The organism is Aquimarina megaterium XH134, assembly GCF_000520975.1.
GTDB classification, from domain to species: domain Bacteria; phylum Bacteroidota; class Bacteroidia; order Flavobacteriales; family Flavobacteriaceae; genus Aquimarina; species Aquimarina megaterium.
On record NZ_JACB01000044.1, the window covers coordinates 64,559 to 85,099 of the forward strand.

The 20,541-nt window shown below is 34.3% G+C and carries 20 protein-coding genes; 12 read left to right on the top strand and 8 right to left on the bottom strand.

Annotated features, from left to right (window positions below; all coding sequences use genetic code 11):
- Positions 1-172: 172 nt before the first annotated feature.
- On the top strand, positions 173-1,414 hold the full coding sequence (locus Z053_RS0122130) for a peptidase U32 family protein (protein WP_025667150.1): 1,242 nt from the start codon (positions 173-175) through the stop codon (positions 1,412-1,414).
- Positions 1,414-1,644, top strand: coding sequence for a ferredoxin (locus Z053_RS0122135; RefSeq protein ID WP_025667151.1), 231 nt, complete (start codon positions 1,414-1,416; stop codon positions 1,642-1,644). The genes Z053_RS0122130 and Z053_RS0122135 overlap by 1 nt, the downstream gene beginning before the upstream one ends.
- Positions 1,645-1,706: 62 nt before the next feature.
- Here Z053_RS0122135 and hppD read toward each other — a convergent pair whose 3' ends face one another.
- Positions 1,707-2,864 (bottom strand): 4-hydroxyphenylpyruvate dioxygenase, encoded by a 1,158-nt coding sequence (gene hppD, locus Z053_RS0122140; protein WP_025667152.1) that lies wholly within the window; start codon positions 2,862-2,864, stop codon positions 1,707-1,709.
- 25 nt (positions 2,865-2,889) lie between these two features.
- Positions 2,890-4,050, bottom strand: a complete 1,161-nt coding sequence (locus tag Z053_RS0122145) for a homogentisate 1,2-dioxygenase (protein ID WP_025667153.1) — start codon at positions 4,048-4,050, stop codon at positions 2,890-2,892.
- Between the two features lie 356 nt (positions 4,051-4,406).
- Between Z053_RS0122145 and Z053_RS0122150 the strand changes: the two genes are divergently transcribed.
- Positions 4,407-4,985: a helix-turn-helix domain-containing protein gene (locus Z053_RS0122150; protein ID WP_025667154.1), complete on the top strand. Its 579-nt coding sequence runs from the start codon at positions 4,407-4,409 to the stop codon at positions 4,983-4,985.
- Between the two features lie 40 nt (positions 4,986-5,025).
- Here the strand turns inward: Z053_RS0122150 and Z053_RS0122155 are convergent, their stop codons facing one another.
- From Z053_RS0122155 to Z053_RS0122170, 4 genes are all read right to left on the bottom strand, one after another.
- Entirely contained in the window at positions 5,026-6,849 is a 1,824-nt protein-coding gene (locus tag Z053_RS0122155) for a hemopexin repeat-containing protein (RefSeq protein WP_051476119.1), read from the bottom strand.
- Between the two features lie 221 nt (positions 6,850-7,070).
- The gene (locus Z053_RS0122160; protein ID WP_025667156.1) at positions 7,071-7,757 is read right to left on the bottom strand and encodes a phosphonatase-like hydrolase; all 687 of its coding nucleotides are present in this window, start codon (positions 7,755-7,757) and stop codon (positions 7,071-7,073) included.
- A 2-nt stretch (positions 7,758-7,759) separates the two neighbouring features.
- Positions 7,760-8,917, bottom strand: coding sequence for a TIGR03364 family FAD-dependent oxidoreductase (locus Z053_RS0122165; RefSeq protein ID WP_152538374.1), 1,158 nt, complete (start codon positions 8,915-8,917; stop codon positions 7,760-7,762).
- Positions 8,901-10,193: a DUF5690 family protein gene (locus tag Z053_RS0122170; RefSeq protein ID WP_025667158.1), complete on the bottom strand. Its 1,293-nt coding sequence runs from the start codon at positions 10,191-10,193 to the stop codon at positions 8,901-8,903. The genes Z053_RS0122165 and Z053_RS0122170 overlap by 17 nt, the downstream gene beginning before the upstream one ends.
- A 636-nt stretch (positions 10,194-10,829) precedes the next feature.
- Here Z053_RS0122170 and Z053_RS0122175 point away from each other — a divergent pair.
- The 9 genes from Z053_RS0122175 (at position 10,830) to Z053_RS0122215 (ending at position 19,340) form a co-directional block, all read left to right on the top strand.
- The gene (locus Z053_RS0122175) at positions 10,830-12,440 is read left to right on the top strand and encodes a glutamate synthase-related protein (protein WP_025667159.1); all 1,611 of its coding nucleotides are present in this window, start codon (positions 10,830-10,832) and stop codon (positions 12,438-12,440) included.
- Between the two features lie 61 nt (positions 12,441-12,501).
- Positions 12,502-13,248, top strand: a complete 747-nt coding sequence (locus Z053_RS0122180) for a hypothetical protein (RefSeq protein WP_025667160.1) — start codon at positions 12,502-12,504, stop codon at positions 13,246-13,248.
- Between the two features lie 5 nt (positions 13,249-13,253).
- Positions 13,254-13,637: a DUF2721 domain-containing protein gene (locus Z053_RS0122185; protein ID WP_025667161.1), complete on the top strand. Its 384-nt coding sequence runs from the start codon at positions 13,254-13,256 to the stop codon at positions 13,635-13,637.
- Between the two features lie 19 nt (positions 13,638-13,656).
- A complete protein-coding gene (locus Z053_RS0122190) occupies positions 13,657-15,612 on the top strand; it encodes a thiamine pyrophosphate-binding protein (protein WP_025667162.1) in 1,956 nt (651 codons plus the stop codon).
- Positions 15,613-15,614: 2 nt separating this feature from the next.
- The gene (locus Z053_RS0122195) at positions 15,615-15,833 is read left to right on the top strand and encodes a hypothetical protein (protein WP_025667163.1); all 219 of its coding nucleotides are present in this window, start codon (positions 15,615-15,617) and stop codon (positions 15,831-15,833) included.
- Positions 15,830-16,240, top strand: a complete 411-nt coding sequence (locus Z053_RS0122200) for a superantigen-like protein SSL4 (RefSeq protein ID WP_025667164.1) — start codon at positions 15,830-15,832, stop codon at positions 16,238-16,240. Before Z053_RS0122195 ends, Z053_RS0122200 begins: the two co-directional genes overlap by 4 nt.
- Positions 16,240-17,271, top strand: a complete 1,032-nt coding sequence (locus Z053_RS0122205) for a Rieske 2Fe-2S domain-containing protein (protein ID WP_025667165.1) — start codon at positions 16,240-16,242, stop codon at positions 17,269-17,271. Before Z053_RS0122200 ends, Z053_RS0122205 begins: the two co-directional genes overlap by 1 nt.
- Before the next feature lie 11 nt (positions 17,272-17,282).
- Positions 17,283-18,080: a hypothetical protein gene (locus Z053_RS30460; protein WP_025667166.1), complete on the top strand. Its 798-nt coding sequence runs from the start codon at positions 17,283-17,285 to the stop codon at positions 18,078-18,080.
- A gap of 18 nt (positions 18,081-18,098) precedes the next feature.
- Positions 18,099-19,340: a cation:proton antiporter gene (locus Z053_RS0122215; RefSeq protein WP_025667167.1), complete on the top strand. Its 1,242-nt coding sequence runs from the start codon at positions 18,099-18,101 to the stop codon at positions 19,338-19,340.
- Between the two features lie 61 nt (positions 19,341-19,401).
- Here the strand turns inward: Z053_RS0122215 and Z053_RS29135 are convergent, their stop codons facing one another.
- The gene (locus Z053_RS29135; RefSeq protein ID WP_025667168.1) at positions 19,402-20,100 is read right to left on the bottom strand and encodes a Crp/Fnr family transcriptional regulator; all 699 of its coding nucleotides are present in this window, start codon (positions 20,098-20,100) and stop codon (positions 19,402-19,404) included.
- A 210-nt stretch (positions 20,101-20,310) separates the two neighbouring features.
- Positions 20,311-20,541, bottom strand: a 231-nt coding sequence (locus Z053_RS29140) for a carbonic anhydrase family protein (RefSeq protein ID WP_174412105.1), incomplete at its 5' end; no start/stop codon positions are given.

Sequence of the window (20,541 nt, forward strand, 5' to 3'; positions counted from 1 at the left end):
TCAACATGTTACCTCTATCTAAAAGAATAAAAAAGAATGATTTTAAATATCATTTTTATTCAGCAAATAACATACATTTGCGTTTTAAAAATAAGAACTCTTAACCCCTAAATTTTTACATCAAAAAAGATGAAAAATAATGTATTTTTGTACTTGAATTAATGAAGAAAATATGACCCCAACAGGAACAATGGAGTTAATGGCACCAGCAGGTAATTTTGAATCTCTACAAGCTGCTATTGATAATGGAGCAGATTCTGTTTATTTTGGAGTAGATCAATTAAATATGCGAGCCAGAGCTAGCATAAATTTTACGATTGCGGATTTACCTGAAATAGCGCGTCGCTGTACCGAAAAAAATGTACGTACATACCTTACACTAAATACTATAATCTATGATCACGATTTATCGATTATAAAAACGTTATTAGATGCTGCCAAAGCAGCAAATCTAACTGCTGTAATTGCGATGGACCAAGCTGTTATAGCCTATGCCAGACAGATCGATATGGAAGTTCACATTTCTACTCAAATCAATATCACCAATATTGAAACGGTAAAGTTCTATTCTCTTTTTGCAGATACTATGGTAATGAGCCGGGAACTAAGTTTACGACAAGTAAAGAAAATTTGTGATCAGATAGAGAAAGAACAAATTAAAGGCCCTTCGGGGAGATTAATTGAAGTTGAAATTTTTGGTCATGGAGCACTTTGCATGGCGGTGTCTGGTAAATGTTACCTGAGCTTGCATTCGCATAATTCCTCTGCCAACCGTGGTGCCTGTAAACAAAATTGTAGAAAAAAATATAGTGTTGTAGATCAGGAAACTGGTTTTGAAATGGAATTGGATAATGAATATATCATGTCTCCAAAAGATTTATGCACATTAGATTTCTTAGATCAGGTTATAGACACAGGGGCCAAAGTATTAAAGATTGAAGGCCGTGGGCGAGCTCCCGAATATGTAGCCAAAGTAATTAAGACGTATCGTGAAGCCATAGATGCCTGTACCAATGGAGACTTTACCAAAACCAAAGTCGATCACTGGATGAAAGAATTAGAAAAAGTATACAACAGAGGCTTTTGGAGTGGGTATTATTTAGGGCAAAAATTAGGAGAATGGAGTGATGTTTCTGGATCCAAAGCCACACAAAAGAAAGTATACATCGGTAAAGGTGTTCACTTTTTTCCTAAGCCCAGCATCGCTGAGTTTAAAATTGAAGCTTATGATATTAAACTGGGAGATACCATTTTAATTACGGGCCCTACAACAGGAGTAGAAGAGTTCGAACTTAAAGAGATGATGGTAAACGATGAGCGATTAGATACTGCACAAAAAGGAGATTCGTGCACTATTCCTACTAATTTTAGAATACGCCCATCTGATAAACTTTATAAAATCGTTCAGGAATAATGGTAGTAGTTACCCTACAGCGCGAAAAATGTATTGGTTGTAATTATTGTGTAGAAATGGCCCCTACCCATTTTCAGATGTCTAAAAAAGATGGAAAAACAGTACTACTACATGCCACAGATAAAAAAGGTTTCCACACCCTGAAATCTCCCGATAACACTATTTATGATGATTGTGTACAGGCTCAAAAAGCTTGCCCAGTAAAGATTATTACAACAAAGATGGTATAACCCCTCCTATCTTTAATAATGTAACGTTTCTTTAAAGGGCAGCCTATTCTATAAGTACATTTCTACAATGTTCCTCGTCTTGCCTGTTCTGCTTCTATAGATTCAAACAGGGCTTTAAAATTTCCTTTTCCAAAAGATTGTGCTCCTTTGCGTTGAATAATTTCAAAAAACAATGTGGGCCTATCGGTCAATGGTTTAGTAAAAATCTGAAGCAAATACCCTTCTTCATCTCTATCTACCATAATCCCATGTTTTTTAAGAAGTTTCATATCTTCTGCTATTTCTCCAACACGATCGCCAACGGTATCATAATACGTTCCTGGTACATATAGAAACTCTACCCCTCGTTTTTTCATTTCGCTAACCGTAAATACAATATCATCTGTAGCAACGGCTATATGCTGACATCCTGCTCCACCATAAAAATCTATGTATTCTTCAATTTGAGATTTCTTTTTGCCTTCGGCGGGTTCATTTATCGGAAATTTAATTCTTCCATTCCCATTGGTCATTACTTTACTCATTAAAGCCGTATACTCTGTAGAAATATCTTTATCATCAAAGGTGATCAGGTTTGCAAACCCCATCACTTCATTGTAGAATTTTGCCCAAACATTCATTTGACCCCAATCTACATTACCTACCATATGATCGATATATTTTAAACCACAACTTGTTGGATTGTAGTGAGATTCCCATTTTTCGAACTTCGGAAGAAATGTCCCGTTGTAGTTTTTACGTTCAACAAAAACATGTACTGTATCTCCATAAGTATGTATTCCTGATCGCACTACTTCTCCATCTTCATCTTTTTCTACTCTTGGTTCAAAATAAGATTTTGCTCCTCTTTTTGTAGTTTCCTCCCAGGATTTACGAGCATCTTCGACCCATAATGCAATAACTTTAACTCCATCACCATGTTTTTGAATATGATCATATATTTCTTCACTTTCTCCACCTGGCATTGGTGTGGTAAAGACCAAACGTATTTTATCTTGTACGACAACATAGGATGTTCTGTCTTTTAGACCTGTCTCTAAACCTGCATAAGCCAAAGACTGAAACCCAAGTGCTGTTTTATAAAAATGAGCTGCCTGTTTTGCGTTTCCAACATAATACTCTACGTAGTCTGTTCCTAAAAGCGGTAAAAAATCTTCGGCTTCAGGAAATATTTTCTCTAAACTGTATTTATAGTTTTCTATATTTTTTAAATCTGGCATGTCTTTAAATTTTTAAGTGAAAAACCTATTTGGTTTTCCAGGATTTATAATAATCATCTACTTGTAAATTCATTGCTTCTTCTGTAATCATAATAGGATTAAAGGGGTCTATCATAACTGCAAGTTCTTCTGTCGATTTTTTACCAACGCTTCGTTCTATTGCTCCTGGATGAGGCCCGTGAGGAATACCTCCCGGATGTAATGTAATTTGCCCTTTTTGGATATTATTTCTACTCATAAAATCGCCATCTACATAATACAGTAGTTCTTCAGAATCAATATTACTATGATGATACGGTGCAGGAACCGCTTTAGGGTGGTAATCATATAATCTTGGCACAAAAGAGCAGACCACAAATCCTGCAGCTTCCCATTGCTGATGTATTGGTGGGGGCAAATGTATACGCCCTGTTATGGGTTCGAAATCAAAAATTGAAAAAGCAAATGGGTAATTAAAACCATCCCAACCAATCACATCAAAAGGATGATTGGCATAGGTATATTCCCATAATACATCTTGTTTTTTAGAAATGATTTTAAACTCTCCCTGTTCATCATGCGTTTCTAAATTTTGTGGTAATCTAAAATCACGTTCACAAAATGGAGAATGTTCTAAAAACTGCCCATAATTATTTCTATAACGTTTAGGCGATTCTATTGCACTTGATGATTCGATAAATAGTATTCTATTGGTTTCGGTATCAAAATTTATCTGATATGTTGTTCCTCTTGGTATAATTAAATAATCTCCATATTTAAAAGGAATATTCCCATACATTGTTTTTAATGTCCCCGAACCCACATGAATAAACAGCATTTCGTCTGCATCACTATTTCTATAAAAATAATCTTGTGAAAATGCTATGGGAGCAGCCAAACCGATCTTTAGATCATTATTGGTAAATAGTATTTTTCTGCTTTCCAGAAATTCTTCTCCTTTAGGAAGTGAAAACCCCTGAAAACTCATCGCTTTCATGTTTTTATCGATCGCAATTTTTGGAGTGATGTCTTTACCTCTTTTAATTTCTGAAACAACTGTAGGGGGATATAGATGATAGATAAGTGATGACATTCCTGCAAAACCTGCTGTTCCAAATAATTCTTCTTGATACAACCCACCTTTAGGGTTGTTAAAAGTGATATGTCTTTTATGAGGAATCTCTCCCAATGAATGATATCTAGGCATAAATTGTAATGTTAAAATGATTAATACGAAATAAATAGGCGTAAGGTTAGGCAAACCTTATTCTGGGTTTCTCTTAATGAGAAAGTGCAAATAGATGAGTATGTATATCCATTGAGAATTCACAACGCTAATAAAAGTATTGCGTTTTAAAAAAAACATGACAAATGTCATATTACAGCACATTTATTCTTCTGGTAAAGTACATAGCAAATCCAAAAAACACTATATGTAGTATTTCAAAAAGCATAATTTTGTTAAATAATACCTATTATTTCCCTGATCTTACGATCAGAAACATTTTCTTTGTCTTTACTTTTAAGAATATTGTTGTACTATTATTTACTATTTACAAACAAATGGAAGATTATTTAATAGGTATTGGTAAGCGTCTAAAAGAAATCCGTAAAAGTGATAAAAAAACCATTAATGACATTGCCACTAAAGCTGGAGTTAGTAATGGGCTTATTTCCCGAATTGAAAACGGAAGAACTATACCTTCTTTACCGGTTTTATTAAATATTATCAATGCGCTCGATATAGAGATTCCTGCTTTTTTTAATGGGATGCCTAGTCAGACTAATTTTACATTTTTAGTTACCAGAGCTTCTGAGTACAGTGTTATCGAAAAAGAGGATGATGCTATTGGATTTAGCTACAAATACATTTTTGGCAAACAGCTTTCTTCTATTGGATTTGAAGCTGTCTTTTTGGAAGTGCAACCAGGTTCTGAACGTAATAAAGTAGAAACTGATGCTTATGAATTTAAATATATCCTAACCGGAGAATGCCATTATATTATTGGAGACGAAGAAGTTCTTTTGAAAGAGGGAGATTCGATTTTCTTTGATGGACGGATTCCTCATGTGCCTGTAAATCGTGGAGAAACATCTTCTAAAATGATTGTTTTATATTTCTTTTTAGATAAAGGAAATTAAAAAGGCCACCAAAGGCAGCCTTTTATTTAGTTTGTCTTTTTTAGTCTAAAATTCCTGGCCATGTAGTATCACCCACATTTTTTGGATACCCTGAAACCATAGCATCTTTTTGCTTATCATATTTTATATATGTATTATCTGTTAAAAAGAAATATACGTACTTCGTATTCCAATCTACAACTGATGAGATAGAAGTGGCATAATTTCCTAATCCAGGCCAGTTGCCATTATTTATAGATCTGGGGTAGCCAGGGTCTGCACTGTCATTTGTAATACTATAGCGAGTATAAGTCCCATCATTTAAGAAGAAATAAGCTTTATCATTATTCCAGTTTACGGCTCCAACAATCTTATCTCCCAAACCTTCAAGGCCTGGCCAGTTGTTATTATTAATCAAAGCGGGATATCCATTATCTACTTTATCTGCATTCATATCATATCTCAAGTACCTACCATCTGATAAAAAGAAATATCCTTTATGATTATTCCATTTAAATGCTGCTGTGATCAATTCTTTGTAAGCTCCTAATCCAGGCCACAAACTATTACTTGTTTCTTTTGGATATCCCGAATCTGTTTCATCTTTTAGCTTATTATAACGTATATATTGCCCATCATTTCTAAAGAAATATGCTCTGTTGTTTAGAATATCATTCCAATCTAAACATGCTATAATTTTTAAATTCTGATTCCTTGATTCTATCGATGCAGTAGATTCTTCGATTCTAATAGTGTATGTTGTTTTCCCATCATTTGTTGCTGTGTCTAGATAATTCCCTTGAGAAGCAGGCACTGTAGTAACTAATTGATTGTTTTTGTAGATCTCTGCATTACTTCCACTATTCGATACCCAGAATAATTCATTTTGATTGTTATTAACAAACAGCAACTTTCTTGGCCCATCGGCACCTATTAATGGAGCTGAACTTAATTGCCAATTGGTTTCAATATTGATTTCCATATGTCTTAATATCGTAGGTACAATAGATGTCTGTGCAGGATATCCATACAAGCCATTAAAATCGGTATTTGGAAGATTTGATATTTTAGATTTGAATTCCTCGTTTCCGGGTTTGTTCATTCCGATAAATATTGTTTTTTCAGATTCTGTAGTTCCTCCATGACTATATCCTCCGTTTGAATTTCTGCCGTGATCTGTAGTAACCATAATCAACCAATCTTCGTTCTTGGTTGCTAAGCGTTGTGTAATAGCATTCATTAGTCGCCCCAATTGCTGATCGGCAGTGATAATTGCATTGTCATATGCACTACCAAACCCAGATGCATGCCCTACAATATCGACATTATCTAAATGAATAAATACCAAATCATGATTACTATTTGATATTTGATGTACTCCCAGATTAGTTGAATTAGCATCACTACCTCCCTCATTTCGATAATCAACCAGAGACATATCATTCTGTAAGAATTCGTGAATTGGGCTCCAGGTTGCAATACTTGCTATAGATGTATTGTTTTTATTTTCTTTGATAAGTCTGTATATGCTTTTGACTTTAGATTTGTATGTTCCCGAACTATTATTAGGCACACCGTGTTTATCTTTCCAGACTCCTGTTAAAATTGATGTCCATCCCGGGCCGCTTGATGTTGCTTGCTGACTCAAATTTCCTTTGATCCCACCAGTATAGGCTTTCGAAATATGTAGTTTATCCAGGTTTGGGGTATTGAGGGCAGCAATCCTTTCAAATTGTAATCCATCGATCCCCACCAGTAATACTTTTTTGGGCATCGATGTTTGTTTTGATGTATTGTTAGGGTCGGTCGGTAGATTTTCTTCGCATCCTGTCATAAATACCAGGAAAACAAGAAAAGTAAGTTTAAAAAAGAGATTTGTTTTCATAAGTTGATTTTTTAATATTAGTAACATTTTGAATCAAAATTATACAAATATTAAAATTAAAAACTATTCAAATAATCATTTAATCATTTGATAATTAAATTAATACAGAGCATTTATTTTCATAAAGCAAATTTCACTATTAGTTAACTTTTACACTTCTTAATAAACATTAAAAAACCGCCAAAAGGCGGTTTTCAGAAACAAACAATTAAAACGTTGATCTAATAAAATATAATATTGATCAACTCTATTAACTCATTTACAATAAAATCTGGTTTCGCTTTTTCTAGTTGTTCTCTATTTTGTGCTCCGGTTAAAACGCCGACGGTAATTCCACAATCCGCATTTTTACCTTCTTCGATATCTATTGCAGAATCTCCTGCTTTTAATACTTTAGAAGCATCTGTAATATCAAACATTTGCATTGCCTTACAAATCATTTCTTTATGTGGTCGGCCATTAGTTACGTCATCTGCTGTGAGTAACGCATCAAAATGTTCTCCTTTTTTCCAACCTAATTTTGTAATAAGCTGATTTGCTGTCTTTGAATCATATCCTGTATTAAGTACTACATTTATTTTATTATTTTTCAACACATCAAATAACTCTTCAACTCTTTCAAAAGCTACAACGTCTAACTCTTTATATAGTTTTTTTAAAATGGGCTTGAAATTAGAAAATGCTCTTTTTGCAGTACTTTTTACTTCTTCACAAGAAGTAACACTAGTCAAAATATCCTGTATAGCCTGATGTTTTTCTTTACCTGCTCCATGCTCAAGTACATCATTCAGGCTAATGTTATACCCCTCGTCATTAATGACTTGTTGTACGGTTTTATAGACTATATTATCTTCATTTACTGTGGTTCCTGCCATATCAAAAACAGCCAGTTCAATTTTTTTATTCATACTTATATATTAAAAATTCTTGTAATATTCTCTTTTGCAAAGCCAGCACTTCCTGTCATTCCTTTTCCTCCAATTCCGGTTATGATATGGATATTACTACCTATCGTTTCCTGAAACACGTCCTTCGTTTTACACTGAGAATACATCCCATACCATCGATTTTGAATATCATAAGTTGGTAAATCAATGATTTTTTGTGCCTCAGAAATCATAAAATCATCTATATTCATATCTAAATCATATCCCAAATCTTCTATATGTTTTGCATCGGCATATTCATGAGAATCTCCAACAATTACAGATCCGTCTGGCGCCTGTTTAAACAAAATATGTACTCCCCATTTTTTCTGAAGTGAATCTGGATTTTCCTGTGATTTAATCCCTGAAAAGGAAGCACACTCGGTAAATGCTTCATAACGCCGTATCGACCATCCTGTTAGAATATTTCCTGGCAATTGATATCCCGATTGAGGTTTAGTTTGAAGCATTTGTAATTTTGTTACTTCGAGATCACTTTCACTAAAAAGTTTTGGGTATAGGTTTTTAAACTCGTTTCCATTACAGATGATCACTTTTTCGGCTTCAAAAACTTCTTCGGAAGAAGAGGTAACTTTTATTGTTGTATTTACTTCCTCACAAGAGATTACATTTTGATTAGTAAAATAGGCCAGATTCATATGTTTCACCATAAAATCCTGCAATCGATGAATCATTTCTCTGGATTCTACAGTAACTTCCTCTGGGAAGAATAATCCTGCTTCAATATAATCCGATCGCAATCCCGGATATTTTTTCAAGCATTCTTCCTTTGTTAATACTACTGAGGTATATTGGTTGTTCTTATTAATTTGATGAAGTTCTTCGATGAGCTGTACTTCTTCATGATTTGAAGCCAGATAAACAGATCCATTCTCTCGAAGGGTAATATCAAATTGTTGCTGAATCTCTTTATAAATTTTTAAACTTTCCCTACCATAGGTTTGCCATTTGGTATTCATCCCAGATGGAACTACTTGTCCAAAATTTTGAGTCGTAGCTCCTTGTGGTCTTCTATTTTTTTCTAGTAAGGCTACCTGTAATCCATTTTGCAGTGCATGATATGCATGAAACGTACCTAGCACTCCACCTCCTACAACAATGAGGTCATATTTTTTCATAATGTAATTCTGTTTGTATCGTTTTTAATCGAGTTTGATATGCATTTTTAAAATAAAGCAAGGACCCCAGTATGGAGAATACTCCTAATACTGTTACGCCATATGCTCCATAAATAAAAAAGTCTAACCATGTTAAATTTGCTTGTCCAAAATTTTTATATAACAAAGCAGATATGCTGCCTAAATACCCAAAAGAATCTGCTATATAGATTAAGAACCCCGCATTACCTTTTACTTTAAATGTTGCTATAAATCGATCAAAAAACAAGCAATTAAAAGGAACATAACAAATGTAGAGTCCAAAACCACAAATCACCATCCAGATAAAAGGGTTTAATATTTCTAACTGAAATAGTAGCGTAGAAATTCCAATACACAGGATACCTGTTAAAATCAAAAGATGGTAGATATACAATGCTTTTGCATTGTTTTTGATATAGAATGTACTTCCCAAAATCAGTAGTACTATTACTGCAATGATAGTTTCTGAAGTGGTATATACCGATATATCCCCCTGATAACCGATACTATCCCAAAGTTCTCGAGCAAAATTATCTCTAAAATCTCTAAATGCAGTTAAAATCGTATAAAACACTACAATTCCTATAATAGGTACAAGAAAGGAGTATAACAGGTTTTTTCTATCTATTGAAGACATTGGCATACGAGCAGAGCGCATTTTCTTATCTTCTTCAGTAGTGCCCGGTAGCTTTTCTAACAACCATGCAAAAAACACTAATGGGATTATGAATAATGCCCCTGTGGTTGCGGGCATCCAAAACTGAGATACCTCCCAGGTATTCATAAGATATAAACCAATAGATTTTACAATTCCGCTAGATACAATAAAACTTGAGCATAGAGCTACTCCAAGTATTTCTGTAAACTTTCGTCCTTCTAAATATGAGAACACAATACCCCATATCATTCCTAGTGGTAAACCATTAAAAAATAAAGAAACCGCATTGTATGGTCTAGGAAGGATCGCAAAAAGTAGTAATGCTAATTCTGCAAAAAGAATCAACCCAATTAGATAAAATATACGCTTTCCTGTTTTTAATTCTGAAATTATTTTAATCCCAAAAAACTTTGATAAAGTATATCCAAGCACTTGAGCAATAATTAATATGATTTTGTAATCTATATTGAAAACAGAAAAACCCTCAAAAGTCGCAACACTAAATGGCTTTCTAAATGCATACATACAAAAATATGCTCCGAAAGAAGCGATACAAGCATGTAAGATAAATTTTAGGTTAGAAAATTTAGTTTCTCTCAATTTTTTACAATTAGTAAATATTAAGCATCAAAAATGAAAAATATTTTACTATTTGTAAAATTATAGAGTTTAAGAAATATTTACCATAGTTTTGATTAATTGTAAAATTCAGATTAAAAATATTTCCAAAACTAAGGCCATTAATAACGAATTCTTAATCTTGAAAAAGAGGTTGAAATCATTCTAAACGAATCACTGTACAATACAAAAATCTATTTTTTCATTCCCCGAATAACTTATACCATTGATAATCAATAAATAAAAAAATTAATTGATAGATAGTATAGTTAGAATTGAGTATTTTTAATAATACTAACTAATAACCTATTTTCTTGAATATATGTGCTAACAATAGTTTTCTAAAGAAATTAATCTATTTAATAAACTAGAAGAATACTCTATTGCATTACCTATACAAGGTATAATAGTATAAATCAAGGCCTATTTGCTTTTATACTAGAGTTTGTTTTTGCAAACAACAACACCTGTAAATAAATGATTATTAGTCAGTTTTATCTAAAAAATAAAAACAATTATTGTAAGCTAATGAAAGTCTTACTAAAGTTTTGAGACCAAATACAATATTTATTCTGATTACGATCAAAATAAGCTCTACTTAAACTAATAAAAAAATAGATGAAACAACCAATCTTAATAGCTCAACTTAGTAATTTAGAAAATAAAGAACCTGCACACGCCTTGGTAAATGGATTAGATTTGGTCATTGTAAAATATGATGATGAAATTTCTGTATTATACGGAAGATGTTTACACAGGGGAGCGCTTATGGCGGATGGTCATATCGATGGGCATAATCTTATCTGCGGGGTACATGGTTGGGATTATCGCTATGACACTGGTGTTTCTGAGTATAACAACAGCGAGGTTTTACATAAATTTAGCACAAAAACAGAAGGAGACAATCTCTATGTAGATGAAATTGAAATCAACTCTTATATCACAGATCACCCACAACCATTTAACCGGGAAGAATACCTCGGTGCTTATGCAGATACTCACCCCGAAGAAACCGAACCCTATACAGGTTATATTAAAGAATTAGCTAAAAACGGTTTAAAAAACCTAGGACATCATGGATTCTCTGCATCCATGGGAGTAGATAGAAACACCTTACCAAAATGGAATGATATCCAATTTCTGCCAGCTCAGTTAGCCAACCGACCTTTGTTAGACCATGAAGAAGTAGCTACCAAAGTAATTATTGGCCCCAATGCCCAAAAACCTCTATCTATTGATATTCCTTTATTTGTAAGTGATATGAGTTTTGGGGCACTTTCTAGAGAAGCAAAAATAGCATTGTCACGCGGAGCAGAAATGGCAGGGACTGGCATCTGCTCGGGAGAAGGTGGAATGTTACCACAGGAGCAGGAAAATAACACCAAATATTTTTATGAATTAGCATCTGCGCAATTTGGATTCTCGTGGGATAAACTAGATAAAGTACAGGCCTTTCATTTTAAAGGAGGCCAAGGTGCAAAAACAGGAACCGGAGGACATCTTCCTGGAAGCAAAGTAAGTAAAGAGATTGCAGAAGTTCGAGGATTACGAGAAGGACAAACTGCAATCTCTCCTGCAACCTTTCCTGATTTTCATGGTGTACAGGATTTCAAAGCTTTTGCAGATCAGGTACGTGAACGAACTGGTGGTATCCCAGTCGGTTTTAAGATTGCTGCCAGTCATATCGAGAAAGATATACAGTTTGCATTAGATGTAGGCGTAGATTACATTATTCTGGACGGTCGTGGCGGAGGAACAGGTTCTGCCCCTACTATTTTGCGCGATAATATTAATGTGCCTACCATACCTGCACTCGCAAGAGCACGAAAGTATCTTGATAAAGTAGGCGCAAACGATGTAACGCTAATTATTACCGGAGGACTTCGTATTGCCGAAGATTTTGCGAAAGCAATGATGCTGGGAGCAGATGCTATTGCTGTATCTAACTCTGCTTTACAGGCAATTGGGTGTCTGGGGATGCGTGCTTGTGGAAGTAATAATTGCCCGGTAGGGATTGCAACACAAAAAGAATCTTTAAGAAGCAGAATGATTATAGAATCTTCTGCTAAGCAACTACATAATTATTTTGATGCGACCAATGACCTCATAAAGGTTATTGCAAGAGCTTGTGGATATGATGATATTTCAAAATTTAATCATAATGACCTTTCAACTTTTGATCACGATATACACCGATTAGCAGGTATCAATTATGCTGGTGTTATGTAGAACCTAGTTTAAAACAATAAATAAAAATTCTAACGAAGACTAACTAATAAATCAACAAAGTATGACTACTCAAATGCATTTAGCAGCGCAATACCTGGCAGCTGCAGGAATTAGCTTTCTAGAAAATAAAAGTGATGATAGCCACACTAATCTGGGGTTTTCTACAGATAGAGGAAGTTTATACACCAGACCTCTCAATTCATCTGGAGACTTGCTGTCTCTTAATTACCACCTTTTCACATTAGAGTGGACCAGTCATAATACAATAAAGACATTGCAATTAAACGGTACTTCGCATGCAGAAGTTTTGCAATGGATAAGACGTATGGCAAAAGATAGTGATCTCGATTCTCCTTATACCTATGCTCTACATTACGAATTACCATATACTATAACAGATAGTTACATCTACACACTGAAAGATATAAACAGATTGTCACAATTGATAGCATATAGAAAACTATCCAAGTTTGCTATTCAAGAATTTTTACAAAACAATCAATTAAGTTCTGAAATTAGAATATGGCCTCATCACTTTGATACAGGTGCTTTTGCTTCATTAGAAGACGAATCTGGTCTCGCCATAGGACTGGGACTTGCCATTCCTGACACGATGTGTAATGATTATTATTTCTACATCAGTGGATATCAAGGCCATGATGGTCTTAATACTTCTGATTTCAAACCGTTAACAACAGGGAAATGGTATAGTGAAGGATTTAAAGGTGCTGTTTTACCTATTTCTGGAGTAGATAAAACTACAATTATTGCCTTTTTTGAAGAAGCATTTACGGCATATAAAAATTAAACACTATGGAACATTGGTATATTCCGGCAACTATAATACCTGGTATTGGGCTTTTGATATTATCTACTTCTAACCTATTAGTTAATCTCAGTACCGAGATTAAAACCTTAATTGTAGAAGTAACGATCAAAGAAGTCCTCATTACACGTAAACTTAAACAGCTTAAATTATTAAACAGTGCTATGGTTTTCTTGTATGTCGCTGTGGCCAGTTTTGTCATTTCTGCATTAGTTTCTGGGGTATATAGAAGCGTAGAAACCAATTTTGACTCTGCCATATACATTACTATAGCAGGCATTATCAGTGCTTTATTAGGTCTGATTGCACTAGTCATATATTCATTTAGAGCAGTAAAAATCAGGCAAGACCAATTTAATAACAAATGTTAACACCAAAAAATAATCGATCATGGCTTCAGAAAAAGAAATCGTATGGTATAAAGTACTCGGTAATAAAGACAAACTTCCCGAAGGAAGGGTACAAACCGTTACTGCCGGTCATCAAGGTATTTGCTTAACACATTTTGAAGGAAAATTCTCGGCATTAGATAATCGATGCCCTCATCAGGGTGGACCATTGGGAGAAGGGTCTATAGAAAATGGCTTGCTTCGTTGCCCATGGCATGGTTGGGATTTTGATCCTTGCACAGGACTTCCTCCTGGAGGTTATGATGATGGTGTAACCACCTTTGATGTTAAAGAAGAAGGTAATGCTATTTATGTAGGTATTCCCGAAGAACCTGCTCACGCAGAGACCGTTTCTGATATTATGATTGAAACTATGGTTAACTGGGGGATAGATAATGTTTTTGGGATGGTAGGCCATAGTAATCTTGGTGTTGCAGATGCTATGCGAAGGCAGGAAAAAGAAGGAAAATTACGTTTCTTTGGTATTCGTCATGAAGGTGCAGCCGCATTTGCTGCTTCGGGCTATGCTAAACTTACCGGTAAACCTGCTGCTTGTTTTGGAATTGCAGGCCCTGGAGCAACCAATATGTTCACCGGTATGTGGGATGCCAAAGTAGATCGTGCACCACTATTAGCACTATCTGGGCAAGTAAACACCCAAGTGGTCGGTACCGGAGCTTTTCAGGAAGTAGATCTCACCAAAGCATTTGATTCTGTAGCAGAATTTAACCACGCTGTTCATCAAAATTCTAACCATAGTGAACTAATGTCCTTAGCCATTAAAACTGCACTCATTAAAAGAGATGTTTCGCATTTAACTTTTCCTGATGAAGTTGCTTTCAGTAAAAAGCCCGATAAAGCAAAGTCGCAAACTCCAGAAAATAGAATTACCACTTTTGGTATTTCTCCGCCAAAAGAAATGGTCAATAAAGCAAGTGATATGATCCTCTCGGCAAAAAGACCTGTTATCATTGTTGGCCATGGAGCTCGTTTTAACATGGCTCGTATTATTGATTATGCAAAAACTCTTAATTGTCCTGTAATCACCACATTTAAGGGAAAAGGCCTTATTGCAGATGATCACGAATTAGGATGTGGTGTTTTAGGAAGAAGTGGTACTCCCATTGCTTCCTGGTTTATGAATGAAAGTGATCTACTTATCGTTTTTGGAGCTTCTTTTTCTAATCATACCGGTATTACTCCCAAAAAACCTATCATTCAGGTCGATTTTGATCCAATGGCATTAAGTAAATTTCATAAAGTTGATGCTGCTTTATGGGGAGAAATTTCAGAAACGCTGGATATTCTTACCAAAAAGACAAAAGGAAAAACAAATACAATAGATCAAAAACCTGAAATAGAAGAACGGTGGAAACTTTGGAAAGAAGAAAAACAAAGTCGCCTCGAAGATTCTAGTAGTAAAGGGCTAAGCTCTATTGCCGTTTTTGATGCAATGAACAGAATAACTCCTGCTAATGCTGTGATTGCCGTAGATGTCGGAAACAACACCTACTCCTTCGGTAGATATTTTGAACCCCAAAACCAATCTATTTTAATGTCTGGATATTTAGGATCCATAGGATTTGCATTACCCGCAGCAATGGGTGCATGGGCAGCACAAGGGCATGAAAGACCCATATGGTCTGTATCGGGAGATGGTGGTTTAGGGCAGTATCTGGCAGAGATTTCTACATTAGTAAAATACAATATGAATATTAAGCATGTCGTATTAAACAATGCTGAACTTGGTAAAATCTCTAAAGAACAACGTGCCGCAGAATTAGATGTTTGGCAAACTTCATTACATAACCCAAGTTTTGCTGCTTATGCAGAGAATTGTGGTGCTTTGGGAATACGGGTAGAGAAATTAGAAGATTTAACTCCTGCAATGGAAAAACTAAGAGATCACAATGGTCCTGCTTTACTCGAAATAATAACAGATGTAAATCTTATATAGTTATGATAATCGTAGTTCAGATTATAGTAAGTCTTTTAGCGCTTTACTTTGGAATAGGTTTTTTATTTGGAATCTATTTTTTCATCAAAGGTGCATTTCAATTAGATGAATTGATTACAGAAAGTAAATGGACAGTTCGTTTATTACTGGTTCCTGGAGCAATAGGTCTTTGGCCCATTCTTCTTTTAAAAATAATTAATAAATCAAGAATCGACTCATGACCTCAGGATTAAGAAAAACACATAAAATTATATGGATAGTACTGATCATTATCATGCCAGTATTAATCGTCTTATCTATTAAAAGTATCAAAGAACCTTTGCTTACAGATGGTGATCTATCGCTAACTCCTATACTATCTGGGCAACGGATAGTTTTAGATGACGATAGTTTTTTTATCGGTATAAAAGAACAAAATTCCTTAAACGCGCTTCAAATCATTTTGAAGAAACCTTTAAAAAGTGCTTCATCACTTGTATATGGAGTTCTACCAAGTAAAAAAAAAGACACCTATTTAGGAGTCTTGGATAAGAAAGGAGTATACATGTTTGAAATTGACAAACAGATTAGAAGTATCAGAATTTATGATGAAATAAAGAAAAGTGACATTGTTAATATAGAATTATAATGGGAGTAAATTATCAACCAGTACTTTGGAATAGGAACAAAAAGATCTATGATAAGTGGATCGTGATTGGCATGCTTATTTATCTTTTATGTTTCATAGGAATCACTATAATTACTAATAACGAAACAAGTGTAGAAACACTGATTATACGAGCTTTTGGGACATTAGCCATTGCTTTATTGCATATCATATTAGTTATTGGACCTCTTGCCAGATTAAATTCTAAGTTTTTGCCTTTATTATATAATCGCAGGCATCTGGGAGTGAGCATGTTTTTGGCTGCACTAGTTCATGGTGGATTTTCTGTTTTTCAATTTCATTCTTTAGGAAATGTGAACCCTATCTATGCCATTTTTACATCTAATATGGATTATGGTTCCCTGGCAAATTTTCCTTTTCAGGTATTAGGCTTTTTTGCATTGGTTATTCTGTTTCTCATGGCGGCAACCAGCCATGATTTCTGGCTAAAGAATCTTTCTCCCAAAACATGGAAACGCCTGCATATGATGGTATATCTCGCCTATGGATTGATAATTCTACATGTTTTCCTTGGTGCTTTACAACAGCAACCCTCAATAGGGTCTATTGCTATTATGAGTTTAGGATTTATAACTATTGCTACCTTACATTTGGTTACTGGTAGTAAGGAAACCAAAGCAGATAAAACTAAAACTCAACATATTGAAAACGGATGGGAATATGTATGTGATATTGATGAAGTACCAGAAGACAGAGCCAAAATATTTATTGTAGGTAAAGAAAGGATTGCTGTGTTTAAATATGACAATAAACTATCTGCTATCTCTAATGTATGCAAACACCAGGGTGGTCCTCTCGGTGAAGGAAAAGTTGTAGACGGATGCGTTACTTGCCCCTGGCATGGGTATCAATATCTACCTCACAATGGGCAATCGCCTCCTCCTTTTACCGAAAAAATAGCTACCTATCGACTTAAAAATGACAATAACAAAATATACGTTCTACCTGAAGCCCTTGCAGAAGGAACAGAAGTTGAACCTATCACCTTTTAAATATTAGACTTATGGAAAATAAAGAGGATGATTTTTACATCGGATATGTTGATAATATTTCTGTTAAAACTAAAAAAACGGTAACGAATTTTGTATTCTTCGGTATACTCACTCTAATAACCATAGCTGTTATTTTTGCTTTTACCCAAAACACTTTTAAGAACAGCACATTCGAACTAACAACCAATACCAAAATTATGGGAGTCTACCACGAGATGCCTTATCCTATGCTAAAAGTTAAAACAGCAGAAAATACCTTTAAAAATATACTATTGCTTGGTTTTGGAAAATCCAGTGCAAATCCATTTCTGAAAAAGATAAGAAATGAAATATCTCAATTATCTGGCAGTATGGTAAGTATTGAAGGAAATCTTATTTACTATAATGGAAAAACATTATTACAAATCACAAACGATGAGAAAATAACGTTGGTTGAAAAAGCAAATTCGCAAAAATTACCTCAAACAAAATCGCTGGTTAAAGACATGGAACTTAAAGGAGAAATCATTGATCCAAAATGTTATTTTGGAGTGATGAAGCCTGGGAAGGGAAAAATTCATAGAAGCTGTGCTGTGCTGTGTATTTCTGGTGGGATTCCACCTGTATTGGCTACTACAGACGAAAATAATATATCAGAATATTATCTAATTACAGACCTAAAGGGAAATCCGATCAATAAAAAGATACTACCCTACATAGGAAAGCCATCATTACTTACTGGTAATATAGTACAATTAGAAGATTGGTATCAATTACAAATAGATGTTAATACCATTAAGGACTTAAACAGGCCTTCAAAAATATATTAATATAAAACCTTAGAAAACATGTTACAATCTTTCAGCATCATTTTTGCTATCGCTGCTTTCTTCAACTTTGTGAACTATAAGTGGCTTAAACTACCTACTACAATTGGTTTGATGCTGATGAGTTTGGCTACGATTCTAATCATAACCATTAGTAAAAGTATTATCCCAGAATTCTATCAGTTTTTTTGTGATATTGTTACTAATTCTGATTTCAGATCTTTACTGCTGGATGGGATCTTAAGTTTTCTTCTTTTTGCAGGAGCGTTACATGTAAACATTGACGAATTAGCAAAAGAAAAATGGCCCATCCTTTTATTTGCAACACTCGGTGTAGTGATTTCTACTATTATTGTAGGTGGATTAACCTTTGGAGCCGCACAATTGATTGGCCTCGAACTTCCTTTTCTGCATGCTCTACTATTTGGTGCATTAATTTCTCCAACAGATCCAATTGCTGTAATGGCGATTCTTAAAAAGGCAAATATCGCTAAAAATCTAGGCATCAAAATTGAAGGAGAATCCCTTTTTAATGATGGTATTGGAGTAGTAGTTTTCTCTGCAATATTGATTCTTGCGGGGATGGGAGAACATCCTATAGAAGGCTCTATAACCTCTGAAATAGGTAAACTCTTTCTTGAAGAAGCTATTGGTGGAATAGTGTACGGAGGATTACTTGGGCTTATTGGGTATCAATCTATCAAATCTGTAAAAGACAATCCGCAATTGGCAGTAATGATTAGCCTGGCAATTGTGATGGGTGGTTATGCATTTGCATCCCTTATTCATGTTTCGGGCCCATTAGCCATGGTAGTTGCAGGGATGATGATCGGTAATAAACTAAATATTGCTACAAATAAAGGGGCAACCAGAAAAATGCTCAATGACATTTGGGAAGTACTTGATGATGTTTTTAATGGTATTTTGTTTGTACTTATAGGGTTAGCTATTCATTTATTAAAATTTGACCTGAGTCATCTTATTCTAGGAAGTATAGCTATCTTGATTGTATTAATTTCGCGATTTATTTCTGTATTTATTCCCTACTCTTTACTGAAACATTCAGAAAATAGCCCTATAAAAACGGTGACCATATTAACCTGGGGAGGTTTAAGAGGAGGAATTTCTATCGCGTTGGCATTAAGTTTGACAGATAATCCCTCTTCAGAAATAATTCTATATATAACATATGTGGTTGTATTATTTTCTATAATCGTTCAAGGATTAAGTATAGGGAAATTAGTTAGACAATTATACCATTAGGCTATAATTACGATTTCAGAAAATATGAAAAGTGTATACACTATTATAAAATTAATCAGAATTATATCACATTAGTTATACCAATCAATTTTTCCATATCTTTAATGAGCATTGCATTCTCTTTGATTTCAATAACTCCTTCTTCTTTAAAATCATGCAAAACTCTAACCAAAGACTCTATAGATGTTCCTACTATATTGCTATGATCTTTTCTCGATAATCTAATTCCGTCATTCATAATTGTATCTTCGTTAAAAAATTCTTCTAATTTTATAATAGACAATGCCGTTCTTTCTCTAACACTATGCTGAGCTAAAATCTTAGAATTATTTAAAAACACCCCAAACTCATGACTAATGTTTTGCAATAAACGATGCAACATGTCCTGATTATTTTCTATGATCGAAAAGAAAATGTGTTTTGGAATTAAATAAAATATACAATCTGTTAAACAGGCAGCAGAATGAGAATAGGTTTCATCACATAATATATTATGATGCCCTAGAATTCTATTCTCTCCTACCAAATGAAAAATATGTTCTTTTCCATTTAACCCAGTAGCATATTTTTTTACTTTTCCTTGTTTTAATATATATATCACAGTTGGGATTGCTCCTTCATGAAACAATACCTGGCCTTTTTTAAGTTTAAGAACCGTTTTTTTTTCTTCGATTATCTTTAATACATCATCTGAAATGCATTGTAAGAATGATTCTTGTATAAATGAATATTGCTTATTGGGGAAAAGAGCACTAATCATAGGGTGTAATTATTTAGTGAATCTCATTGAAAGGGGTGATTAATTTAAAAATTAACACCTTTTATGTTAATTTAACGTAAAAATAGCAGATTTATTGCAAAATCACGATTACTCTATATTGTATCTTAATAATGAAGAAAAGGTTACCCTTATTACTAAAGACAACCTCTTCTCACTCAATTTAGGTAAGTGGTGGGGGAAACTTAACCTTTAATCATCATTAGAACGAACGACTCTTCCATTTAAAGCTTGGACTGGTCTGAAATTTTCGTGCATGATTTGCTTAAATTGCGCTAATTGTGCATGTGATGCCTGAATAGGTTGTTTAACCACATACCAGGTAACAATTTCTGAACATGCAGGAGTCGTTAAAGAACCACTATAGGTATAAAAATCCATAGTACCAGGAAGCATATCGGCTATATGATACTCCTCATTACT